This is a genomic window from Kordia sp. SMS9 (genome assembly GCF_003352465.1).
Taxonomy (GTDB): domain Bacteria; phylum Bacteroidota; class Bacteroidia; order Flavobacteriales; family Flavobacteriaceae; genus Kordia.
In genome coordinates this window covers 3235048-3260956 of the sequence record NZ_CP031153.1, presented here as the reverse complement: position 1 = coordinate 3260956, position 25909 = coordinate 3235048, and the positions used below count along the sequence as shown (strand labels likewise).

At 35.4% G+C, this 25909-nt stretch carries 12 protein-coding genes and 1 pseudogene; 1 reads left to right on the top strand and 12 read right to left on the bottom strand.

Annotated features, from left to right (window positions below; all coding sequences use genetic code 11):
• Positions 1–128: 128 nt before the first annotated feature.
• Genes KORDIASMS9_RS14185 through KORDIASMS9_RS14170 form a run of 4 tightly spaced genes read right to left on the bottom strand, consistent with a single transcriptional unit; the run spans position 129 to position 8286 of the window.
• A complete protein-coding gene (locus tag KORDIASMS9_RS14185; RefSeq protein WP_114903470.1) occupies positions 129–3506 on the bottom strand; it encodes a T9SS type A sorting domain-containing protein in 3378 nt (1125 codons plus the stop codon).
• Between the two features lie 10 nt (positions 3507–3516).
• Complete coding sequence (locus KORDIASMS9_RS14180) at positions 3517–4173, bottom strand: hypothetical protein (protein WP_114903469.1); 657 nt, start codon at positions 4171–4173, stop codon at positions 3517–3519.
• Between the two features lies 1 nt (position 4174).
• Positions 4175–6544, bottom strand: coding sequence for a hypothetical protein (locus KORDIASMS9_RS14175; protein WP_162819965.1), 2370 nt, complete (start codon positions 6542–6544; stop codon positions 4175–4177).
• A gap of 11 nt (positions 6545–6555) precedes the next feature.
• Complete coding sequence (locus KORDIASMS9_RS14170) at positions 6556–8286, bottom strand: hypothetical protein (protein ID WP_114903467.1); 1731 nt, start codon at positions 8284–8286, stop codon at positions 6556–6558.
• A gap of 717 nt (positions 8287–9003) precedes the next feature.
• Here KORDIASMS9_RS14170 and KORDIASMS9_RS14165 point away from each other — a divergent pair.
• Positions 9004–11823 (top strand): ATP-binding protein, encoded by a 2820-nt coding sequence (locus KORDIASMS9_RS14165; RefSeq protein ID WP_114903466.1) that lies wholly within the window; start codon positions 9004–9006, stop codon positions 11821–11823.
• A 299-nt stretch (positions 11824–12122) separates the two neighbouring features.
• Here KORDIASMS9_RS14165 and KORDIASMS9_RS14160 read toward each other — a convergent pair.
• The 8 genes and pseudogenes from KORDIASMS9_RS14160 to KORDIASMS9_RS14125 form a co-directional block, all read right to left on the bottom strand.
• A pseudogene (locus tag KORDIASMS9_RS14160) lies at positions 12123–13711 on the bottom strand (solute:sodium symporter family transporter).
• Between the two features lie 139 nt (positions 13712–13850).
• Positions 13851–15752 (bottom strand): cellulase family glycosylhydrolase, encoded by a 1902-nt coding sequence (locus tag KORDIASMS9_RS14155; protein WP_114903465.1) that lies wholly within the window; start codon positions 15750–15752, stop codon positions 13851–13853.
• Positions 15753–15835: 83 nt separating this feature from the next.
• Complete coding sequence (locus KORDIASMS9_RS14150) at positions 15836–16669, bottom strand: T9SS type A sorting domain-containing protein (RefSeq protein ID WP_114903464.1); 834 nt, start codon at positions 16667–16669, stop codon at positions 15836–15838.
• Positions 16670–16687: 18 nt separating this feature from the next.
• Positions 16688–18172 carry a glycoside hydrolase family 30 beta sandwich domain-containing protein gene (locus tag KORDIASMS9_RS14145; RefSeq protein ID WP_114905254.1) on the bottom strand — a complete coding sequence of 495 codons (1485 nt, stop codon included), beginning with the start codon at positions 18170–18172 and terminating at the stop codon, positions 16688–16690.
• Positions 18173–18189: 17 nt separating this feature from the next.
• Entirely contained in the window at positions 18190–19632 is a 1443-nt protein-coding gene (locus KORDIASMS9_RS14140) for a glycoside hydrolase family 30 beta sandwich domain-containing protein (protein WP_114903463.1), read from the bottom strand.
• 17 nt (positions 19633–19649) lie between these two features.
• Positions 19650–21374 carry a SusE domain-containing protein gene (locus KORDIASMS9_RS14135; RefSeq protein WP_114903462.1) on the bottom strand — a complete coding sequence of 575 codons (1725 nt, stop codon included), beginning with the start codon at positions 21372–21374 and terminating at the stop codon, positions 19650–19652.
• Positions 21375–21384: 10 nt separating this feature from the next.
• Entirely contained in the window at positions 21385–22860 is a 1476-nt protein-coding gene (locus tag KORDIASMS9_RS14130) for a RagB/SusD family nutrient uptake outer membrane protein (protein WP_114905253.1), read from the bottom strand.
• Between the two features lie 13 nt (positions 22861–22873).
• Positions 22874–25816, bottom strand: a complete 2943-nt coding sequence (locus KORDIASMS9_RS14125) for a TonB-dependent receptor (RefSeq protein WP_114903461.1) — start codon at positions 25814–25816, stop codon at positions 22874–22876.
• Positions 25817–25909: the final 93 nt, after the last annotated feature.

The window sequence follows — 25909 nt, the reverse complement described above, 5'->3', positions numbered from 1 at the left end:
TTAATTGGCTTGTTTTGTAATGAGCATTGTGGTTACTAGCGATGACATTATCAATATAGTTGGGATGAACCAAATTTAGATAACCTCAATTATCACTAGTTTCAATGCTCATTAAAAAACTTATATAATTATCTTTTAATAATAATTTGTTCAGTACGATTTACATCTCCAGCTTTTACTTTTAAAATGTAATTCCCATCACTAAGGTTTAAGTTTACTAACCTAATGTATTGATGTCCAACCCCAATACTAGGCTCACTCATTGTATAAACATGGCGTGCATTGATATCATATATATCAATTTGTAGTGGTCCCTCGCGTTTTACTTCTACCAAGATATTGAGTTTGCTAGAAGCTGGATTTGGAAAGATAGAGAAGTCGGAAGGCGTATCTACTTGTTCATCAATAGTAACATCATCGTTATTTTTTGATGAATTTATTGCCCTTGAACTATTATTTTGGGTCGTGTTTGTGTTATTTACAGAAACGACTTGTGTATTGTGTACCGAGAGTACAGCTACATCATTATCGTTCAATGCGGTGTCATGAATTGTAATATTATCTACAAATCCTGTGTAATTTGTATATACATTTTGACGATCTGTTGAGAAATTTTTTTCGTATTGAGGACTGTTTATAATATTGTCACTTCCTCCAATAGTAGCAATTCCATTGTGTTGTACAACTGTTGTTGTTGTATTGCGTTCTGAAATTTTATTTCCATTATAATATAATTCTAGAAGTCCCGCTTTTAAAACTAAAGATGCATGCTTCCATAACCATTCGTCCGTGCTTTCAGGTTTATCTATTATTTCTTTTGTCATATCAATGACATTGTTATTTATTCTGGCATGCACTACTGGAATGTCGTCTTCTAAAGCTATTATGATAAAGTCATCTCCGTCTCCATCTGGATTGCCTGATTGATACAGAATTTCTCGTCTATTCTCCACAGGTAAGGAAGAGTCTTCTTTATAGAATATACTTATTGTTCTATCTGAAAAAGAATTTGTGTTTATTACTAGGTTTGTGTTGTCTAGATAAATAATGTTTTGTCCAGTCAGGTCATAGCACTGCCCATTATTTTCTTCCATAGCATTTTCCTCATCAATATAGATATTGGAGCAAGTAAGATTATCTTCACATGTACCACCAAATGTTCCGTATGTAAACAGTATATTGGTACTGTCGTGCAAAGGTGTTTGTGCAGGGTCTGCATTTGGGTTTGCTGGGTCTTGTGCAGTGTTTCCTTGGTTATGCCATATTTTGGCTTGCTCTCTTAATTGCTCTCTTTCCCTTATCACCTCTAAAGGAACCATGAATTTTATGAGGTAATCTTCTACTTCACCATTCCCGTCTTTATCTCTTGTATTAGGAGCAGTATTTCCTTCTTTTATTGAAATACGCATTCTTTTTTCACCAAAAATTCCGTTTTCTAAAAATATATTATTGAACGCAGGGAGATCTACTTCAAACTCAACAGTATTTCCTGTTATATTCGTATCAGACTTTAATAGTTCTAAATTATCCACTACTGAACTACCATCACCATCAGGAATAAAATCAAATCCATTATTTGCATAATCTTTAAAATAATCAATCCATACACTATATGAGAAAACTTTATTATTAGGATTGTCAAGATTTAGTTTAATTTTAAATGTAGATTTTTCACTTTCTTCTTCGCTTGGGCTTAGTTCGATAGGACCAATCAAAAAATTTCTGTTCACTAAATTTAAAAACCCACCGTTATCACTTGTTGAAATTGTTTTATTGTAATCTTCACCAGCAAGATTAGGATCATCACCTAAAGGCGATCTATATATTCCATCTTGAGAAACTTTTATTGAAGCTATATTTAAAGATGCACTATTCAGTCTTGAAGGAGGATAAGAAATCGACTGAAACTTATCTAGCACCTCTTGTGGTTTAAAAAGTTGTAATGCATTTTTAGGTACATCTCCAGGATAACTAACAGCATTTATAACAGCAGGACTAGAACCGATGTTTTTAAGACTTACCTTTATTGGTATAAATATCTCAGAAATCATGCTGATTTTATCGAAATCGAGAGCAGTATCTACAACAGCTTTAAGGTATTCAGATTTATAATTATCACTGTCCCCTTGTTGTTGTTGTTGTTCATACACTAACAACCTGTTACAGTCCTGATCTATACCTAGTGGGATATCATTACATTTGTACCCTTTTCCTTTAAAATTATATTCAGGATGAACAGCCCCATTTAGTAAAATATCGTCTGTTGTATTGTCAACGATAACACCATAAATTAATCTTTGTTCAATGACGCCTGTTGTACGATCTCTATCTAAATAGTAGACATTAAGTGTTAGTTTTGTATTGTTTAATTCATGAACATTTATACCCTGAATGTCCATCCAAGGATATTTACCTAGGTTGATACTTAGTATATTATCAATATTATCAAGATTTCTGTACAAGAAAGAAGGGTTTACTACCTTTATATTATTTTCAATGAAACTATCAAATAAATAGGCTTCATCAATATTAACATTTGTTATTTCTTTATTATTTGGCTGAAGTGTTAATTGAAAATTTGATGTATTATTTATACTTAATCTATGCCTGTAATAACCCCCAGGTACTTTATTAAGCCATGTGTTGTTTTCATCTAAAAATTTCTTTAAGCCATTTTTAATTATTCCAGATGACTCGTATACATCATAAAACGCATTAGAGATATGATCAAATCTTATAGGATTAGAAGTTATTGCCCTTAAAGATTGTTCTTTGTCAAAATGTCCAGAACCGTCCGAACCAGTATAAAGTTTTGTTAAATTACCATTCCAATCTTGTTGATCAAATGAGATCTCATAATCTTGATTTGTGTATGCAATCCCATAAAATTCATTAAATTGTTCATCCATTATATTATAAAAATCAAAACTTATATTTTCTGGATTAAAGTATAGCTTTTTATGATCACCATTGGGATGACTTATATTACTATATGTAATATTATCTAAAGTATTATTCCACCCTGCTGTGTATGCATAATCAAGTATTTTATTATCAAATATGACTAATTCAATAAGCGATATAGATTGATCTTTTACAAGTACTCTAAAATCTACCTTATGGAGAGTACTAATAAATGCATCTTCATTTGAATTACCTTTCCTATTGCCTTCGGACATTTCAAAATCAAAAGAAATGTACCCAGTACCTATACTACCTTCAGCATGCTGCGAAACACAACTTGTAGTTGTTAATAAATATATTTTATTACTTTCTTGATCAGTTGTATTTACAAATGTTGCTGAACACGTCAAACTAGGCATTTCAACTATTTCTTCAAACGGGTAAAAAAACACTGTAGATCGCTTTAAATCCTGATAAGAATATCCGTCTTGACTATTTATATTTTTTGTATCTTGAGTAGACCCTATTTTATGGGGGAATTCTTGACAATTAACTTTTGAGATAGAGAAAATCAAAATACATAAAGTGATTAATAATTTCATAATTAACGATTTATTCCTTAGATTCTTCTAATGCTTCTAAACGCTTCCCCAACTCTTCTGCCCACTTACGAAGACGTTTATTTTCTTCTTCCTGCGCTTTTATTTTCTTTTCTTGTTGTATGGTATGAAGTACTAATTCTTCCAAATTTTTAAGTTGAGCAAAGAGCATTCTATCTACTAAAAAGTAGCCTTGCTCATCTAACTCTTTTTGCCCTATTACATCTGGTAGGTGTTTATGCTTTTGCACATAAGCTTGGATATCTCCTAGAGAATTCATGGTATAATCTTCATCAAAGACGTAGTCAGGCAAATTCATATATAAATTTGATGCACCAATACCTAAGTCTATGGCTACGATGCCACCACCGTTTTCTTGTGTAACAGTATTTCCTTGACCATCTGTTGTTTGCGTTTGACTTCCCGCAACTATGAGTGCAAATTCTTTGACTATATCTTCTCTAAAGGTTACTGTATTTATAGGTTCTGTTCCGTTGTAAATAAACACTCTACCATTGACTCCTAATACTGTATTTTCAGGTAGATCAGTACTTATAGGATAACCTACTTCTAAGGCTCCATGATGATCTTCGGTACAATTATTTTGTGCATTTAGACTTAGTGTAAGTATGCTGCAAATTATGCTGAGGTATAAAAATTGATATTTCATGTTAGTTGTGTTTTTCAAGTTGTTGTAATTTGTTTTCTATATTCTGAAGTTCAAGCTTCAAATCTTTAGTTTTAGTGTCTAAAGCGTTTAAACTTTCTTCTTGGTCTATGGCATGTAAATACAGCTCCTCTAGGTTTTGTAATTGCCCATACATCATTTTTTGCACACTGTAAAAGCCTTGTTTTTTATAGTCTTCTTGGCTGAGTATATTTGGCAAATGTTTGTTGTGTTTTACATATTCTTCAAGTTCAAATAGTGACATTAGGCTATAGTCTTCCTCAAACACAAAATCTGGCAATACATACGTATTTAACAACGCAACATTATTTGCTAGAATACCGCTTTCTGCGTCACCTACTTTGCCTACATATAACCCAAATTTTTCTGTTCCATTAATCTCAGCATCACTGTCTACTACATCTTCATCTAGTATGGCTACTGCACCACTTACTACTACATGTGTTTCAGGTTTGTTGGTTGTTACTGGGTTACCATTAGCATCTTCATAGACTAAAGGAATAGAAGTAAAAAAGTTTTCTGTATTTGGTCCAACAAAAAGCAAATCGGTTTCAGCGTAGTTTTTTATGACAATATTATCGCCTGTTAGGTATAATGGGGTTGAACCATTAGAGGACAGTGTAACATTTACAGTATTTTGATTTAGCTCACCTAATACATAACATTTATAAAGGTCTAAATACTTATTTGTAGCAGTGTGTATCCCTACTCTTCCTAGTTTATGTGATATAATTTTTTGATTTCCAAAATTAGGTTGTCCATGTGAGTACACAAAAAAAGATGCTTCTTTGTCTATCTCACTGGCTTCTATGACTAAATCAAAATCGCCATCGCCCTCAAATACAGTCCGTAAAAGCGTCCCTGCATCAACTGAATTTACAACCTCTAAAATAGTTTTTTGAGAAACTTGATCTGTTCCGTTATGAGGAATTAAATACTGATCTTGCAATTCACCTGGTCCAGAATAGTACCACATATTTTCTTTAAAAAGTTGATAAGGTCTAATGATGTCTCTACTCGCACCTGGCAAACTAAGTGCCTCTATATGCGCATTATTTGCTTTCATTTTTACAACCGTAGGCTCCATTGTGTAGTTGTGACATTTTCTATCTCCGGGAAGATTTAAATTTGGCGGGCAATTCTTACTGTAATTTCTAAAGTTATTATAAACTTTTTGCAAAGCCTTTTCTTCATCGGAAGCACCCGGTGGTAAGGACGTTTCTTGCGGTAATACTATACTATTTACATCTTTTAGCTCAATATTTTTAGCATTGAAAGTATTAAAACTTGTATTTGAACTATATGCAGCATCTGCTGCCGTAAATGCACCAAGCACACTTAATCCTTTAATCATTGAAGACCTTCTAGTACCCAATATTAATCGGTTGCTTAGTCGTAATCTCCATAAAGATGTGCCTCTATTTTCAAAAAATTCTGTTGAATATTTTAATCCTTGATTAATTGCATAAGAATCTGTTGAAAATAAACTAGTTGATAGTCCCATAGCAGGAAGTTCAATTTCTAGTGCAGCACCAGCCGTAACAATGACGGAGGCAACAATAATGACATCTTCAATGGTGTCTGCCCAGGTTGCGCTTTTCGGTTTATTCCAATTTGCTGAAAAGTTTGTACTTTCTATAAAAGTTTGAGAACCGCTAAATCCATGACTATAATATCCATACGCATCAAAAGGAACTTGATGTAAAGTAAAGGCATTAACATTATTATTTGTTGTAGATCCATAGAGTAAATCAGCAAAAGCTTTCTCATTATCTTCAAGATTGAACATAAAATCTCCACTAGGATTGTTTGAGGCATTTGTTTCTATAAAGTTTGACCTTCTAAACATCTCTACTTTTGTTATACCCGATTCTGTAAGGTCTTTACTTATAATACCCAAACCCTCTTTATAGGCATTAAATGCAGTGTCTTCTCCATAAATAGGATATTTTTTCAAAACCCCATCATTTACATAGTCTTCTTCATATTCCCATCCTATGATCTCACTAGCTGGATTATGAAAATCCTCTGGCGATACTAAAAGCATATCGCTTTCGTAAATAGGGAAAGTTAGTTTATTTGATTTATAAATTTTTATACCAGATATAAAGGTGACATCATTGTTCACAATTACAGAACCATCTTTTTGCCATACGATATCATACGTCTCAGGATTAGCTATACCTTCGTAACCTTCAGTGCAGTCTTGATTACTCATAGATCCATTTGGATTATTAACTTTACATCTTGGTGGTGTATAACTACTTGTTTGCGCATACGTGTTACCAACAAAGAAAACTAAGCACATTATGAATACTACGGTTGTCCGTTTTAATTTTTTTCTTATTAACATACTAATGCTTTTTAATTTTTTGATGAATCTTTAATCATACGCTCTAAAACTTCTAAACGTTTGAGTAACTCTTTACTCAATTGCTTTTGAGTCTTTAAATCGTCTTTTAAAACTTTAATTTCTTGAAGTTGTTTAGTATTTTCTTCTTCTTGAGCTATCGTATGAAGGGTAAGTTCTTCAACCGTTTTTACCAAACGACCTGTCATATTCACAGCATCAAAGCCATTTTCTAAAATAGAAGCTTCAGAAGGCATTGTAGGAAGATGACCATTTTCTTTAATAAAGGTTTTAAGCTCTTCTATGGTGTTGAGATTGTAATCTTCATTAAACACATAATCATGCCATTGTGGTACTTGTAAATATGCTGTATTGGTTGTTACTATACCTTTTTCTACCCATAGTAAGTGGTCATTATAAGCCTCATTAGTGGAGTCTAACCCTTTCTCAGTATCATCATCATTTGTATATTTATTATCATCTTCAGAGATATAGACTCTTCCATCAAAATGAGCCACTGCGCCATCTATTAAAATAGGTACTGCTGGATTCGCTTCTATACCTGTGCCACTTGATGCTCCAACATGTAAATAACTGTCAATGTTTAAAATACCTTTGGCTGTAATTAAATTATTTTTATTAAAAAAGGCATAATAATTACTTATATCTTGAGTATTTGCGCCTGCTAAATTGGTTAATTGTTTAACTTGAAATAGTGGTATTGGACTATTTGCATTTGGATAAATTGAAAAGGATGGTGTTGGAGTAGCATAAGTAGCCGGAATAGCAGGTATTCTAAAAAATGTATTACCATTAAGGGTACCTATTCTACCTGCCTCAAAACTAGGTGCTGCAGGATCCCTAAATATTATTCCATTATCTACTGCACCAGTAATCTTAACGTTATCTACTTCTAGTGTACCAGTAATCTTAGCGTCATGTGCATGTAATTTAAATTGATCTTTAACCCTCAAACCGTATGAGTCAAAACGTAATACACCTTGATTTAAACCAAGATCAAAACTAATAGCTTGGCTTGCATCTGCAAATAATCTTGTTTCACCATCTGCTGAGTGTGTAATAGCATAGCCTTGTTCTGCATAATTAGGTTCTGTATAGAGGGAATGACCAAAACCTACATCACTATCAGATGTATTACCAACATTTCCTACAATGGCATAGCCTAATTCAGTACCTGGAAAATTCTGTTGCTGAATAGACTCTGTGCATGACAAAGTTAAGGTTGCTTCTGTCCACTCTGTTCGTCCACCGGTTCTTACTGTCATATCAATTTGTATGTACTGTGTGGCATTTTGTAAAGTATATATATACTGCCCTGATCCTACAATATTGACAGGAGTAGTAACAGGATTTGTACCACCACTAGGTAAATATACACCTGTGGGTGTTTCTGAATTTACCACAGTTCTTGTTTGTGTTCCATTACCCCAAAAATCTAAAGTAATTTCTGTGTCTGGGCTGTAAACTTGACCAAGGTCTAAAACTATATGATGATTAGTGCTATTCATAGATACACCTGCATCAGCAGTAGCTACACCATCATTTATAAGATTAAAATTACCTGTTTGATTAGCATTTACTACAGACTGTGCTTGTACAACACTTGCTACAGGTTGTGAGGTAGTAGTACATTCGGGTTGTGCGTTGACTTCAGTGAAGATTATACATAAAAGCAAGACAAATATGTATTTTAAATTTTGTAAGTTGTTTTTATTGGTTTTCATAGTTAATAAAGATTAATTTATAGGTTAATTTAAATTATGGTTATTTTCTTTTAAAGCTTTATATCCAATCCATTGATTCTGAAAGCATCAACTAGTGTCACTTTTTATATTGTAAAGCACTCATTTAATGGCTTTTACAGAATCACAATATTCAAAGTTAACTGAGAATCTCTAGCATTGTGTTCGTTTTTAAGAGGCTTATATTCGTTTTGATGAGGTTGATGTTCGTTTTTAAGAAGTTTATGTTCTTTTTCTTGTTTTACTCATTTCAAATTATAGGCATATCGCTATTATTCGTAGATTTTCACCTGAATCACATACTTAAAAATCAATTCATGTAACATTGTAAAAGAAGAAGAGTGTTTAGTGCTTTTTAGCTATAATTTTTTTAGAACTGCATTAAAAAAATGTTACTTATATCATTATGATAGTATATATATTGTAAATCCAAAGCATAAAAACTCTTGAAGAAGTGGATTTAGGTATGTAAAACAACTCCTAATTCACTGTTTTTTAGTGTTTTTTTAAAAAAAACATACCTAATCTTATTAAATTTTAATTTTATTTTTTTACTTTAGGACTCATAAGAAAAAGTTATCCCTCAAAATAAGAATAGGCTTTTATATACTACTTCTAGCCCAACATAATATGTATTTGCAGAAATTTATTTAGTAATACTAAAATTGCGATGTATCGTAATTATAATACTATCCGCTCATGCATATAAATTTATTTAGAAAATATCTGTTAATATACTTTTTGATGAATCTGTTTTGTTGTTTTACCTATGGTCAAGACAAACAAAGTATAATTTCTCAGTTAGAAGAGGAATACACAAAAACTGTAGAAAAAAAATACCAAACCATATTAGCTAGTAGTACTAAAATGACTCCTGATTCTGCTAAACAAAAAATTTTTAAGCTACTCAAGATTATAGATAAATATAAGGATGTAGATGCATTCATTGATAATCGTATTGATTACACTAAAGGGCATATGTTATTGCATATAGCTAGTTTACATCAAAAAAATAAAATTTATGATTCTGTAAGATATTACCTAGATTATGTTTCAGATAATATAAAAGACAAGGATATATTAGGAAGACAAAGAAGAGAAAAAGCTAAATTAGAATTATACAATTTCAATTATGAAAAATATATACTTAACATAAGTGAAGCGCTAGAGTTTGCAGAGGAATGTGATAATGTTCTAAAAAAACAACTGGCATTACTAAGCTTGTCTCGTTTTTACAGAATATCAAATCAATTTGATTTAGCCAAGAGTATTCAAAAAGAATTGCAACAAAGTATCACAAACTCTACAAGTTTAACTATTAAATTTTCAATAAGTGTTGAGGATTACTATTTAAAGTCTCAACAACAAAAATTCAATGAAGCGTTTTTAATTCTCAAGAGCTTTAAAGACACTAAAATTACACGAAAAAATATCTATAATTTTACTATTGCTGATGCTTATTTAAACTTAAAAAAGTACGATTCTGCTTTGTATTATCTAAAAAAAAACGAACTAAATATTAAAGACCCTTTTTCTTACTACAATAAAGTTTCAACGATTTACCATCATAAAAAAGATTTTTTAACGGCTTTAGAATACCATAACAAAATTTCTGAAAAACAATTAAAAGATAATTCTTTTCAGATGAGTAAATATTATATAAATGCTTATGAAATACATAAATCTTTAGGTAATGAAAGTTTAGCATTGAAGTATTTAGAAAACTACAATGAGGAAAAAATAAAACTAGATGAGAAAATTAATAAAAAGCAAGTTGCTCATTTTAAGTACGAACTCAAAAAGAGTGAAGATGTAAAACAACTTGAATTAGAAAAAAGAAAACAAGAGAGTTTGATTCAAAAAAATAAACGAAAATATATTTTTCAGTTAATTGTAATATCTATCATCTCTGTTTCAGCTTTTATTATATTCTTATTACTGTATAAAAGAAAAAAAGAACGTGAACAACTCAAACTAAAGCAACACAATGAAATCAATACGCTAAAAAACCAATATATAGAAAATATTACACATGAGTTTAAAACGCCTGTAAGCGTTAGTTTAGGATATTTGGATCTTATCAAAACCAATACTGTTAAAGCTAATAAGCGTAATAACTACATTGATCTTGCGCAAGATATTAATAAAAAACTCATTAAAAATCTTGATGATTTGCTCACTTTTATAAAACTAGACAATACAAGTAGTATTTTGAAAGATGTTCTTACTGAACAAAATCTTTTTGACTTTTTACAGTTCGAAATTCAAAAATTTGAACATAGCTATCTAACTAAAGACTTGACCGTTAAACTTACAACAAATATAAATCCTGAATATCGTTTAAAATTTGATTATGCTAAACTTGAAAAAGTACTTAATAATTTATTGGGGAATGCCATCAAGTTTTCTAAGATTGGACAAACTATTTATATTGTCTTTTTGTTAGATGAACAAGGAATCACATTTCAAGTTAAAGATGAAGGACTAGGTATTGATATAACTGAGCAACATAAAATCTTTGATCGCTTCTATCAGTCTGATAAACATAAATATAGTGGCGGATTTGGTATTGGGTTGTTTTTGGTCAATAATATCATAAAATCATGGAATGGAAAAATTGATCTTACAAGTCAAATAGATAAAGGAGCTACCTTTTCTTTAAAAATTCCATTAACTAGTATTGATTTAGGGAATGCCATAAGTAATACAACAGAGTTTAGTTACTTTGAAAAAGAAATTGATGATGTCATTGATGCTACAATTGCGAAAATTCTAATTGTCGAAAATCAATTGGAAATGATAAACTATTTGAGTCATATTTTTGCAATAAATTATTATTGTGATTTTGCTTTTAATGGTGAAGAAGCTTATGAACGTATTAAAGAGAATACATACGAACTTATTGTTTCAGATTATAAAATGCCTGTGATGGATGGACTTGAGCTGAAGTCTAAACTAAATGAAAATCCTGAAACAGCAAAAATTCCTTATATTCTAATTAGTGCCTCAAATATAGAAGACAAATTAGATCTTTTTAGGGAGGATAATTTATTTACTTTTCTCAAAAAACCATTTACTGAAATAGAACTAAAATCGTTAATTAATTCGTTTATCGGAAATGGTGTCAACACAAAAGCAGTAACACAAATTCAAGAAAATTCCAATTTTTTAAAGGAAGACAATATGACTGTTTTTCTTAAAAAAGTAAACCAATTCATCCTTAGAAATTTAGACAATGATATGTTAAAAATAGCTGATATTGCTAGTCATATTGGTTATAGTCAAAGGCAGTTTTCTAAAATCATTAATGACTACACAAATTTAAATCCTAATAAAATTGTATTAGAAATTAGACTCTTAAAAGCATATGAATTTTTAAAAAATGGACAATATAGAACCATCGGAGAAGTTATGGCTGCGATAGGGATTAATAGTCGTAGTTACTTTTATAAAGCTTTTGAAGAGAGGTTTGGTTTAAAGGTTGGAGAAATGATTAAAACTCATAAAAGGAGTAGTTAAGTACGATTAATCAAATTAATGCGTACTTCTAAAGCTATATTTGGTAAAGGTAAAACCATCCAAGAATTTGAAATTTTTACGATCTAGCATACCAAGAAGCGAGATAAAAAAAGTCCCTCAAAATGAAGGCCTTATAAAGGGTGAAAGACCGGGTTCGAACCGGCGACCTCTGGAACCAGAAGACGAAGTCTTTACTTAATCAAATTGATTTTCAGTCATTTACAAATTAAGGAGTCCCAAAAACTATCAAAAACGGTTAATTTGTGTACTCCAAAAAGGTACTCCCAGTGTTTTAAAACTTATGAAAAATAAATAAATGACATAATTACAATCAAGCATACTACAATTCCTAAGGGTTTTGCTAGTTTCCAAGATGTAATATCGACTTCTTGTGTAAACTTTTGTTCGTACGCTGTTGTTCTTGGAGATAATTTCCCAATGAATAACATGATGAGAATATTAATCACAAATAAAATTGCCATTACATGTAAAAAATGCGGATAATTCTCTTCGCCAAAAACAAAGGGCTTTAATATAAACTGACTGATACTGTATAAAATTACACCTAAAATAATCGCAATATTTGCCGCTTTTGCAGGAACGTACTTTGTAGCATATCCTACAATAATAATGGTCAAAATTGGAACGCTGTAACAACCGTTGACCTCTTGCAGATAATCAAACAATCCATTGGGCGCATACGCAATAAAAGGTGCGACACACATGGCAAGAACGGCAAGTAATACACCAAATAATTTCCCAGTTTTTACCGTTTGTTTTTCAGTCGCTTCTTTGTTGATGAATTCCTTATAAATATCTACGCCAAAAAGTGTCACAGAACTATTGAGCGCACTATTGAACGAACTCAGAATCGCACCAAATAATACCGCCGCAAAGAAACCAACTAATGAAGCGGGCAATACTTTGGTTACCAATGCAGGATAGGCTTCATCTGCATTTGCCAAGTTTCCTTGAAAGATGTGAAATGCAATAATTCCAGGAACTACCACAATCAACGGACCTACTATTTTGATGAATGAAGCGAAAATTAATCCTTTTTGTCCTTCTTTTAAGTTTTTTGCACCCAAAGCACGTTGAATAATCGCCTGATTGGTTCCCCAATAAAACAATTGTACCAACATCATTCCTGTAAAAATTGTGGCAAAAGGAATCGTAGAAGAAGTGCTTCCGATAGCATTAAATTTCTCAGGATTTTCAGTCATTAAGGTTGAAATTCCTGCAGTAAAACTTCCGTCTCCAATATAAGTTAATCCAAAATACGGAATCATTAAACCGCCAATTAACAAACCAACGGCGTTAATGGTATCAGAAACCGCAACGGCTTTCAATCCTCCAAAAATGGCATAAATAGAACCTGAAATTCCAATCGCAAATACAGAAATCCACAGTGCGACTGTTTTTGAAACACCAAGCAATGCTGGAATATCAAACATTCCGTTAATCGCCAATGCGCCCGAATACAGTACAATTGCAATAAAACCACCACATATCCCGAAAGAAACAATCCAGAAGTTATGGCCTTGGTCGTTTTATCATACCGTCGTTCTAAAAAAGTCGGAATAGTTGTAATTCCACCTTTTAAATATCTTGGTAGTAAAAATATGGCTGCAATCACCATGGCAATTGCCGCCAACGTTTCCCATGCCATAACCAAAATTCCTTGTTCATACGCCGAACCGTTCAAACCAACTATTTGTTCAGTAGATAAATTTGTCAACAATAACGAACCTGCAATTACGATTCCCGTGAGGCTTCTTCCGCCTAAAAAATAACCTTCCGAAGAAGTTTCGTCAGTAGAACGTGTAGCGAAGTATGAAATGACAGCGACCAATGCGGTAAAGCCTATAAAAGAAAGTAATCCGAGCATGAAGGGTGTTTTTTATTATTTTTAAAATATAAAATAGTGTTCGTTACCAATAAAAAATCATTATTGCAATGACTACACTAAAAAAGTAATTACCATATTGATTTACAATATAGTAATTACTTCAAGCGATACGAGTAGATCACTTTTTCACAAACAATTTACTATACTGTAAACCTCTTTCATCAGTGAGTTGTAGCAAATAACTACCTGCGCCAAGTTTGCTAATATCAATGGAATTTGTTGTTATTTTTTTTGACAAAACTTGTACGCCAATGGTGTTGTAAATAGCAATGCGATACTTTGAGGTGTTCCCTGTAAGATTGAATGCTATTGAATTGGAAGCCGGATTTGGATACACCGCAAAAGTTGCTTCGTTGACTTCTTCATTAAATTGCTGCGGAAACATTTCGGTTGCAGTTGCTTGTCTGGAAGCTGATGTCGTTCCCCAAGAAAATACTTCCCAACCAGAAGCAGTTTCACGATTCGAATTCATTCCATTAGAAGATCCGCCTTCCGAACTCACAAATTTTCCATTGAATCCTTTCAATGCGACTTGTCCGTTAATTTCAATCCATTCAAACGATTCCCAACCAGAAACACTATTGCTTGTGCAGGTTAATGGCGAATTTCCATTTTGAGAATTTACATACTTATTATTATTTCCTTTGAGCGCAATTTTAGTACCTCCAGCATTGACAACTTGGAATTTTTCCCAACCACCAACACTGGTTCGGTTCGCTGTCATCGGACCTGAACCATTGTTAGAAGTAACGTATTTGTTGTTGTTTTTCAACCAAACATACGATCCTATTGGTTTTGAAGGAATCAACAATTGATGCAATGTGCTTACAAACGTCGAATTGGAAAGTTTTACTTTATTTGCCAACTGACTCAACGTGTTGTATGTTTCATTAATGGAAGGTCTTGAAATGCCAGAAACTCCACGTAAATACGGTGCAATCTTGTTTGTCCATTTAGACGGACTCGTAAAGGAATAAACTGCTCTTGGCGTATTTTCACGCTTCCACGCCCAAAATGCCCAACTCACGTTTTGCGAATCGTAATCGGTGCGTGCCGCTTTTACCCAAGTATTTGTATTTTCACCAAATTCTCCTGTAAAAAGTGGAATATTCAAGTTTTCTCCTTGCGTTTTTATCGTGTTTAAATCTGGATTTGGATTCGATTCATTTTGTAGTCCATAATAATGATTGGAAAATACCAAGTTGCTGTCCCAACGTTCCAACATATCGTAAAAATCGCTTCCGTAATAATTTCCTTCTGCAAAAATTAAGTGATTGGCATCTTTCTCTCGAATCGCAGCAGTCATTTCTTTGTACGCTTTTTTAAGTCTGTACTTATTACTGTCTAACACAGGTTCGTTGAGCAAATCATATCCTGCAAGCCATTGATTTCCTGCTCGATTTGCATACCGATTGGCAATATGTTTCCAAACTGCTTTCGCAATATTTACGTTATTCCAATTGGCATTCCAAAAATCGACAGTTGTCCCAGGATTGTCTGAATGGTGATCCGGATTTTGATATCCTGGCGCAGCGTGCATGCAAAAAATCACATAAATATTATTATTATTTGCCCAACTCAATGCTTTATCGAGCCAAACAAATCCGTCGTTTTTTGTAGTTCCTGTGGCATCATTCCAAAACATATTGTAATGAAATGGCACACGAATAACGTTAAATCCTTTTTCTTTTGCTTTCGCGAAATCGTCATTGGTTATGTACTTATTTCGCCAATTCGTTTCAAAATTACTGATCAAAAATTCGCTATTCCCAAGCAAATCTTTCAAACCTGCTCTAATTTGCGAATGCGATTTAATGCCGTCAACATCTAAATCCATCATGTAACCTTCCCAAAGGAGCCAATTTCCAAAATTGACGCCACGAAGCGTGATCGGATTTCCATTTTCTAAAATTTTACTTCCTGTTGCCGAAACTGTCAATTGTGCATGAGCAAAACTTGCCATCAAACTGACACACAGTAGCAACAGCCAACTGTGAATGATACTTTTTTTGGTTTTCATAATTTTTTGGTTTTGGTGGGTTTGGTTTTTGTGTTGGGTTTAAATAATTCAACATTTAAAATTCAACATCCAACATGTAACATTTAGTAAACAATTACCTTTTTTACATCGCGAATAGTGCCACTTTCAATCTGAATGAAATACAAGCCGTTTGTGCTTGTACTAAAATCAATTTGTAAATTACGTGTAGCTGCTTTTTCTAAGGTTTGAATCGTTCTTCCATTCATGTCAAGAACTGTAATTTTTGTGGTGGTATTGAATGAAAGTTCGCTGTTAAGCACCACTGAACGTTCCAATTGATTGTAAATTGTGGTAAAGCTGTTTTTTGCAATTTCATTCACGCTTAAACTTGCTGCAGTGACAATTTGAAATTGCTGATTCGCATTGGTATTGTCAACATCGAATGTTTGTAATTTTCCACCTGCATTTCCGCCATCAATATCAAATGCTTTGATTGGCACATTGGTAGAACCAAAATTACACGCAGCATCAAACGCAATTTCAAGCACATAATTATTAGGCGTTCCTGTAGCTGATACTTTAAAAAATATCCAATCGCTCATATTGTTAAATCCAACTTGTACATCGCCGAATTGTCCACACCAGCCATCTTTTATGCCTAAAAAACTAGCGTCTCCCATATTTTCAATGGTGTAAATATCACTTCCTTGATGCGTAAATGTCCAAAGTTGAAAATTATCGCTCGAGTTGTTCGCCGCCATTTGTGCTCTTCCTACAATTAAATTGTCTGGATTTCCTGGATCGCCCGGCGGAATCATATTGATACTCATCACTTCATTATTTACTGTATTGAAAATTTTATACGTTCCATCTGTAATAATTTGCGCAAAAGCTGTGGTACTAAAAGCAAAGGCAATGGTTAACATGAGTATTTTTTGTATGTAGTTTTTCTTCATAATTGTGTTTTTTTTAGATTAATAGATTAAAGATTGAATGGCATGCGCATCAATAGAAAGTTTCAGCTCTTGATCGCCTACAATGAGTTTATAATTGATTTTTTGATCGGTTTTATTCATCACAACAGTTATGATGCTTCCGTCTGTATTTTGAAATGAGGTACTTTCCAACGTACTTCTACTCGTGGTTGTACTAACTCGTTTTGCATTTGGTTGGATGAATTTTGAAAAATGTCCAATATAGTAATACGAAGGTGTGTAAATGAGTTCGTTGGTTCGCGTATCGGCGTGAATTGGCGCAAAGCAAAAGTTCTGCACATGATTTGGTCCGCCTGTATGATCTAACAAAATATTCCAATCGGTCCAACCGACAGTTCCGTTGTTAAAATCGTTGATCATAGAGTTTCCATACCGTTCTGCATTTGACCAACGTTGGTATGCCTTTTCGTCAAATTTTTCTTGACAACCTTCTGTAAAGAGTAAATTTTTGGTAGGAAAAGAAGCGTTGATATTTCCTAAGTTTTCATATTTTGGTGCGCCGCCTGTCCACGTTTCGTACCAGTGAAAACCAATTCCCCAAGCGTATTTTGCAGCTTCAGCATCTTCAAAAATAGTATTGGCTCTGTGCGAAATTAAATCTCGGTTATGATCCCAAACCACAATATTTTTATCGCCAAAACCATTTTTTTCAAATGTAGGTCCTAAGTTGTTTTTTAGAAAGTCGCGTTCTTCTTCTGCTGAATAAATACACGATTCCCAACGTTGTGTTGCCATCGGTTCATTTTGGATGGTAACGCCCCAAACTGGGATGCCTTCCGCTTCATACGCTTTGATGAATTTCACAAAATAATCTGCCCACGTTTGATAGTATTTTGGCAATAACTTCCCTCCTTTTAGCATGTGATTGTTGGTTTTCATAAATGCTGGCGGACTCCACGGACTTGCATAAAAAACCAAATCGTCTTTAATAAGTGCCGTGGCTCTTTTAATCATCGGAATGCGCTTTTCTTTGTCTTTTGCAATGGAAAACGTTTCAAGCGTTTCGTCTTTTTCTTTGATATAGGTAAAACTTCCCAAACCAAAATCACTGCTGTGAATACTCGTTCTAATGATGTTGTAATTGATGCCGTTTTCGGAATAGTATGCGTTTAAGAGTTCTTCTTGTTTGTCTTTTGGTAGTTTGGAAAACACTTCCGCAGAAGCGTCTGTAATAGCGCCACCAATTCCCAAAAAGGTTTGAAACTGCTTTGCAGGATTTACAAAAACGGCAACTTCTGTTTCTAGTGGTTGCTTCGTATTAGTAAAACTAAATTCCCCTTGATTTGCCAAGCGCAATGTTGATTTTTCAGCGGTTGTATACACTACTGCTTTTGTGGGTGTAAATACAGGATTTTTGGAAGTTTTTGTTGCTGATGGTTCCTTTTTTTTAGGTTCAGATACGTCACTAGCGCATGAAGCCAGTAGCAATGCTGCTACGACAATTATCGTATTTTTTATGTTCATTTTTGTGTAGGTTTTACTTACCAAACGTAGGTTCCTACTGATCCCGCAGGCAATACAGTAGAAATAGGTTCGGCTTGTACATTGATGTTAAAATTTTTCTGTGTGTCTGTATTGTTTAAAACGATGACTACAATATTTCCATTCGGTGTTTTGTATGCCACATTTGGAAGATCGGTCAAATAATTAGAACCAATTCGTGTGGAATTGACAGGCACAAATTTTGCCACTTGCGCTACAATATAATACGCAGAATTTCGTGTGACATCGTTTCCATCAATTGTTACAGCGCCCAAACAAGACGTACAACCGCCATCGGTAAACGGACCGTTATTTGGATTTGCGGCCAAGTTCCATTGCAATACATTTTTGCTCCAATTTCTCGGTGCGCCAATCATAAGTTCTCTAAAATGCCAACGAATGTCTTCTTGAAAATTACCTGGCGATTCTATCCATTGTTCCGTGAAATAGATGTTTTTGTCAGGATGCGCGTTGTGTACCAAACTTAAATTGTTGATTTGTCCCGCATATAAGTGAAAGGCCGAACCGTCAATATAACTGTTGGCCGCAGCGTTATTTAACACCGCAATTGGATAGTTTGTATTGTCTGGATTGTGATCAAATGCAATGATTTTTGTGGGAATGTTTGCATTCGCGAAAGCGATACCTAAATGATTTCCGATAAAATCAATTTGCTGTGCGGCAGTCATGACCATGCTAGGGTTGTTGAACGGATTTTCAGGTTCGTTTTGAACCGTTATCGCATCGATTGTAATTCCTTGCGCTTCCATGGCTTGAATGTATTTTACGAAGTAATTTGCGTACGTTCCGTAATATTCGGATCGCAATTCGCCACCCACAGAATTTTCATTGGTTTTCATCCAAACTGGCGCAGACCAAGGTGTTGCCAATATTTTTATGTTTGGATTGATGGCCAAGATTTCTTGCAATACGGGAATTAAGTTTGCCATGTCTGGATTGATGGAAAAGTTGTTCAAATTCACGTCCGTTTGTCCCGCAGCCACATCGTTGTAACTAAATACATTCGCGTCTAAATCGGAAGCCCCAATACTGATTCTTAAATAAGAAGTTGCCACATCGTCTGTGCCATTTCCGAAAAGTTCGTTGAGCAAATTGCTTCTTGCGCCCGAAGACATGTTGTTGATGAGTTGCGCACTTCCGCCTGTGAGCGTAAACCCAAAACCATCCATTTGTTGAAATGTTTCGTTTTCACTGATGGAAATCGTGGGATTGTTGTTGTTGTCCGACTGCGGAAATATGTTACTGCTTTGCAATGTAAGTAAGCTCGATTTGTCTGGCGTTGTCATGTAAAAATCGACATTGACTTCCGCTTGTGCTGGCGGATCGTATTCAGGCATTTCATCATCGCTGCATGCGGAAACGAAATAGAAAGATATGCACATTAGTAAAAATTTCATGCTATTTGGAATGTATAATTTCATTTTCTAGTCTTGTTTTTTTATTGAACAAATTCGTAGGTTCCTGATTGGTAATCGTTTGCAAGCGAAATAGTCACTATATACGAACCGTCCGTACTGATGTTCAACAGATTAGATCCGCCACCGTTGATTAGGTTTCCTGTCAACGCCGATGGATTGTCGCTACCTAAATCAAAATCCCACGGACTTATAAATTTGCTGTCGTATCCTGCGGTAAGATTTACCGTTATTGAGAATGTATTTGGATGTGAATATGTCATTTGACTTTCCACTCTGTCATCCCAAATTTGCCAGTGAAATAGCTTGAAATTGTAATACGTCCAACTGAGTTGTGGTACGCTAAAGTCAATATTGAAACGCAGTGCTCTGTCATTATCTAAGGTAAATGTGTTGTTGTTTTCTAAGAGTGTGAGCGTATCGGAAACACTGTCGCCGTCAGGATTGATGCTTTGTGCCAAATTTCCGTTGACGGAATATGAAATTCCCGAACCATCCATAGCGCTGTTTAGCGTGTATGTGTTGCTTGCTTGCATCGGAATGAAATCGGTTGTGCTAAATACATCGCCATCTTTGGAGAATTCTTGAATCATGGTGCCATTTTCAAATAGAAATAGCTGACTTGGCGTGGCAATTGGTTCAATGACCGTGTTGTCTTCTTCAAAAGAATAGTTGTAATTTTCTGCCGAAAGGTCTAAGGTTACAATGTACAATCCTGTTTGATCGTTTGGAATGTCTTCAATAGTTACACCTTGAGTTGTTGCATCATTTTCCAACACCAATGTATTTGGCGTTCCTACGACTCTTTTTAGCAAATATCCCCAATCGCCATTGGCTCTAAAGACAAATCCACCTGTGTTTTCTAAGTCGATAGATGCTTGCCAAATTCCGTTTCCTTGATAGTATAACGGTTCGTCGCCACCCCAACCACCACTTACGGGCGTTCCAACCATTCCCCAATAACTGATTTGAAAGAGTTCATACGTATTCGTGTCCAAGTTGATTCGGATTCGATATTGTCCGTCATCTTCTGCTACAATTCCGTCACCAAAGACTTCTAGGTTGCCTTCGCTTCCGCCGTATACTAATGCTGGTAAACTGCGTTCGCTGTAAAATTTGTACGTTTCGCCTCCAATTAAGCTTGTGTATACTTCATGAATGTTTGCGTTGAGTCCGTTTTCGTCTGTTAAACGTCTCATGAGAATGGCTTCCGCTAGATTGTTGTTGTTTTCAGTAGCTGTCCCTGAAATGTAGAGTCGCGTTGGAATGATTTCATTTTCAAACCGAACTACCTTCATGCTTCCTGCTGCCGTATTGCTTTTGCTTAAACTGTTCGCTTTTACCGCAAAGGCAACATTGGCTTCTGAATTTGCTGGATAACCTGCAAACGCTAATGCTTCATTGATTGCTTCATAGGTAATTGACACTGAGTTTTCCGTTCCGTTGTTGGACGATGCTGTTGTTAAGATTGGCGTACTAAAATCGGTTGTACCTAAGGTATCAATTAATACTTCGTACGTAACTGCATAACCTGCAGATGATTCTGCCGATTCCCAACTGAACGTAATGGTTTCGTTTGGTGTTGTTTCATCTAAAATAATGCTTGTGGTTGCTGTTGGCGCAATGATGATTGGTGCGCTCAATGTCCATTCGCCTTCAGGTTGTAAGTTTTCTTCTGTTTCACAAGAAACCATCGTAATGAATGCTGCAAAGCAAAGTGTGAGTAATTGTATGTATTTCTTTTTCATAACAAATATTTTATAACGGATTTTGAACTAAAGCAGGATTTCTGTCAAGTTCCTGCTGCGGAATTGGTAGTATTTTTTTAGCTTCTGTCATGTTGTAATTGACTGGGCTTCCATTTCTGAGATCTATTTCGATGAGATTGTTCATCGTAGCAACTAATTGGTTGTAACGCGCTAAATCGTCCCAACGTTGTCCTTCTTGAAATAGTTCGAGTCGGCGTTCTTTGAGTATGGTGTTTCTGAGCGCTTCTTGCGAATTGCTTTGTGCTGTTGTTAGCTCTGGCAAACCTGCTCGGTTGCGAATTTTGTTGACTTCAATGATGGCATTTCCAAGTTGCGTAAGTTCATTGTACGCTTCCGCCTTGAGCAAAACTATATCGCCATAACGCAGTAAATACGTGTTATCAGCACTAGCAAAACCATTTGCGTTTTTCCACTTGAAACTGAACGGAATGGAACTTCCTTGCGTGTTTCCCCAAAATTCGTCTACCCATTGAACTTCCTCAAAGAGAATGGCAGCATTTTTTCGTACTGTATCGCCTTGTTCATCAAACGCATTGACTAAATCGACTGATGGCGTGACAAATTTTCGCCATGTATCTCCACTTACAGATGGCGGCAATAGCAATTGTGGACCAAAGTTTCCTTCGTTTCCTCCTAAGTATTGCACTTCTATGATGGATTCGGCATTGTTGTAATTGTTACCATCAAATAGCTGGCTGTACGGAATGAGTTGGTAGTTGGCTGTGCTGCTTTCTACGGCTTCTATATGGTTTAGTACTGCTGCATAATCTGCGTTTGGTTGTTGTGCATAGGCTTTTGCAGCAAGTGCGTGTGCTGCGCCTGCGGTTGCTCTAGCTTTGTTGATACTTGCGTCAATTCCGTAAATATCTGGTAATAAGTTTGCGGCAGTTTCTAAGTCTGTGGTAATTTGCGCATATACTTCTTCAATACTTGCGCGTGGCACATTGACACTTTCGCTATCGGTTGACGTAATCGTGTTAAGAATTAACGGAACACTGCCCCAAAGTTTTACTAACGTGAAATAATGATACGATCGCAAGAAATACGCTTCGCCCTTTATTTGGTTTCTGCGTTCGTCTGTGAGTAATGGATCGTTGATATCATCGACGCGTTCTAGCACTAAATTTGCTTTTGAAATGGCGTTGTAGAGATTGGACCAGTGTGTAAATAACCGTGAGTGTGTTGGTTCAATGTCAATGAAATCTATTTGAAATATTTCTGGATTGTCGCCACCTGCGTAACAGTTATCCGAACGTACATCTTGAAATAGAATGTTGTCCCACACATAGTATTCGGAAGATTGAAACGATTCGTATGCGCCCACCAAAGCCGCTTCTATTTGGCTTGCACTTTCGTATGCATTTCCGCTGGTTTCTTCGGAGATTGGATCTAAGTCTAAATAGTCATTACACGAAATGGTTGCAATGCCGATGAAGAGATATATGAGTTTTTTATAGTGTTTCATGCTGTTGCTTTTTTTAAAATGTAACATTTAGTCCAAATATGAGATTTCGAGTTTGCGGATAGGTTCCGAAGTCAATTCCGCGAATGGTATTGCTTCCGCCGAAAGCGTTTACTTCTGGATCAAATCCTGAATAGTCGGTTATGGTAAAGATATTTTCGCCGGTAGCGTATATTTTTAAACTACTGACATTAAGCGTTTCTAGTATTTTTTCAGAGAAATTGTAACTCAGCGTAATCGCTTTGAAACGAAGATATGAAGCATCTTCAATGAAACGTGTTGACACGCGTGAGTTGTCACTGTTTCCAAAGCTTGCACGCGGAATGTTTGTGATATCGCCAGGTTGTCGCCAACGATTTAACACCGCAACCGATTGATTTTTAGGATCAATCATTCCTTCGGTTTCTATGCGTGTTGCATTGAGTAAATCATTTCCTTGCGAGCCTTGCAAGAATACAAATACTCCAAATCCTTTGTAATTGATCGTATTGGTGATTCCGTAGAAGAAATCAGGATTTGCATCACCAATTATGGTTCTGTCTTCTGGACTTGGCGTAAAGGTAGATTCGCCATTTCTGTCAATGTAAAAAGCATTTCCTGTTGTTGGATCAACTCCACCAAAAATGTATCCGTATAAGGAACCGAGCGCTTCGCCTTCGCGTACAATGCTTGCTTCTCCTCTACCGCCAGCAATTCCGCCTTGTAGTATTTCTTGTCCTACTAAGTCAATGACTTCATTTTCGTTGAAAGAGATGTTGAAGCCTGTATTCCACGATAGATTGTCGGTTTTGATATTGATGCTGTTTAGTGAAAATTCTAGTCCTTTGTTTTGCAATTCGCCCACATTTTGGATGGCACTATCAAATCCTGTAGACGTTGGCAATGGCGCATTTAGTAATAAATCTCTCGTATTTTTGATGTATGCGTCTGCTGTAAAGCTAATTCTGTTGTCAAACAATGAAACATCAATTCCGATGTTGGTTTGCTCCGATTCTTCCCATTTGAGTTCTAAGTTTTCAATGGAAGCTGGAAATGTTCCAGGTTGTACCGCGCCACCAAACGGATAGTTTGCGCCATTTCCAATGCGTCCGAGATAGGCGTAGTTTGCTATTTGATCGTTTCCAACAATTCCCCAACCTGCTCTAATTTTTAAGTCACTGATAAACGAATCTTCGGGAATGAATTTTTCGTTGGAAACGCGCCATCCAAGTGAGAACGATGGAAAGTATCCCCAACGTTGATTGGTACCAAATGCGCTTGAACCGTCTGCTCTAAAGTTGGCCGTTATAAGGTATTTGTCGTCATAACTGTAGTTGATTCTACTTAGAAATGAGGAGTTTGCACGTTCTGATTTGAAAGCGGTTGCTGCAAATAATTCCGACCCGCCATTTGGTGTAGTAACTGCATCACTGGCGAAGTTTCTGGTTTGAATGGAACTGTCTTCAAAGCGAAATTTTTGATTTACAGAACCAACTAAACCTTCAATGTTGTGCTTTCCGAGTGTTTTTTTGTAGCTCAGCGTGTTTTCTAGAATGTAGTATGATGTTTTGTTGGTGTTGTTGATTCCTTGTCCGCCAATTGCGACACCAAATCCGGTTCGGAATGGATCTAGGAACGAATCGAATACGCCGCTGCTGTTGTCGATTCCGTAGTTGATTCTGAAGGTAAAGTCTTTTAGAAATTTGGCTTCCGCATAAAGATTTCCCAAGAAACGTTGGTTGTTGAATTCGCGTTCCAAACCGTCGGTACTTGCTAGTGGATTTTCCCAGTTTTGAAACGGATTGCTTGCAAACATTCCATCATCATTGAACACGCCAATAATGGATGGTGTTGTGAGCGCACCTAATAAAACACCACCTTGATTTACGTTGTTGTTGTCGTTTATGTCTACATCTCGGTAGGTTGAATATGCGATGCGCGTTCCCACTTTGAGCCAATCGTTTATTTCTTGATCGAGATTTATTTTGAAGTTTGTTCTGTTTAATTCGGCACTTCGTACAGCGCCTTCTTGAGCAACATATCCCGCAGATATGAAGTAGTTTGTTTTTTCAGATTTTCCTGAAACTGATAGTTGGTAGTTTTGGGAGAAACCATTTTGGAATATTTCATCTTGCCAATCGGTTCTAGCCGTGAAGTCTTCCCAGTTTGTACTGAGTCCGAGTTCTGTCATTAAATCACGGTATTGTTCGCCATTTAGGACTTGTAAGGTGTTCCAAACTTGGGAGAATCCTGTGTAAATGTCTAAGCTTATTTTTGGTTTTGAGGTCGTTCCGCGTTTTGTGGTGATGATGACAACTCCGTTGGCTCCTTGCGCACCATAGATTGCTGTTGACGAAGCATCTTTTAATACTGTGATGGTGTCAATATCGCTTGGATTTATGGAACGCGTGTCTGTTGTTGGCACGCCATCTACTACATATAAAGGTTCGCTCCCTGCGTTTATGGAGTTTGTTCCACGGATGCGAATACTGAAACCTTCTGACGGTTTTCCTGAGCTTGATAGTACTTGTACTCCGGCAGATTGTCCTTGAAGCAACGCACCAACTTGCGTGTTTGGTCGCGATTCAAATGCTTCACCATCAATGATGGAAACTGATCCTGTAATGTCTTTTTTGAGCTGTGAACCGTATCCGACAACGACTACTTCATCCAACGCATTGACGTCATCTTCAAGTTGCACATTGATGGTACTTTGTTTATTAACGGGAACTTTTTTTGTTTTCAATCCGACATAACTAAATATTAGGACTGAATTTTCAGAGAATTCGTGTGTAATGTTGTAGAGTCCGTCAAAATCTGTACTGTCGCCTTTATCAGTACCTTCTATAATTACGGAAACTCCCGGAATTGGTACACCATTCGTATCTGTTACTGTACCTGATACCTTGTTTTGTGCGTGTACTACTATTCCTTGCATGAGAAATATGGTGAATATCGCAATGTATTTTAGTTTTTGCATACTTGTTTTGTTGTAAGATTGCTTCGTTTTTAGGGTTCTCGAAAACGTTGTAGCAATGTACTATGAAAGAAGCTGTTTAAAAACACTCAACGC

Coding starts and splice junctions, on each gene's coding strand:
- KORDIASMS9_RS14135 (WP_114903462.1), bottom strand. CDS start 21,374: ATGAAAAAGAAATACATACAATTACTCACACTTTGCTTTGCAGCATTC.
- KORDIASMS9_RS14155 (WP_114903465.1), bottom strand. CDS start 15,752: ATGAAAACCAAAAAAAGTATCATTCACAGTTGGCTGTTGCTACTGTGT.
- KORDIASMS9_RS14140 (WP_114903463.1), bottom strand. CDS start 19,632: ATGAAATTATACATTCCAAATAGCATGAAATTTTTACTAATGTGCATA.
- KORDIASMS9_RS14130 (WP_114905253.1), bottom strand. CDS start 22,860: ATGAAACACTATAAAAAACTCATATATCTCTTCATCGGCATTGCAACC.
- KORDIASMS9_RS14170 (WP_114903467.1), bottom strand. CDS start 8,286: ATGAAAACCAATAAAAACAACTTACAAAATTTAAAATACATATTTGTC.
- KORDIASMS9_RS14150 (WP_114903464.1), bottom strand. CDS start 16,669: ATGAAGAAAAACTACATACAAAAAATACTCATGTTAACCATTGCCTTT.
- KORDIASMS9_RS14165 (WP_114903466.1), top strand. CDS start 9,004: ATGCATATAAATTTATTTAGAAAATATCTGTTAATATACTTTTTGATG.
- KORDIASMS9_RS14185 (WP_114903470.1), bottom strand. CDS start 3,506: ATGAAATTATTAATCACTTTATGTATTTTGATTTTCTCTATCTCAAAA.
- KORDIASMS9_RS14180 (WP_114903469.1), bottom strand. CDS start 4,173: ATGAAATATCAATTTTTATACCTCAGCATAATTTGCAGCATACTTACA.
- KORDIASMS9_RS14175 (WP_162819965.1), bottom strand. CDS start 6,544: ATGTTAATAAGAAAAAAATTAAAACGGACAACCGTAGTATTCATAATG.
- KORDIASMS9_RS14145 (WP_114905254.1), bottom strand. CDS start 18,172: ATGAACATAAAAAATACGATAATTGTCGTAGCAGCATTGCTACTGGCT.
- KORDIASMS9_RS14125 (WP_114903461.1), bottom strand. CDS start 25,816: ATGCAAAAACTAAAATACATTGCGATATTCACCATATTTCTCATGCAA.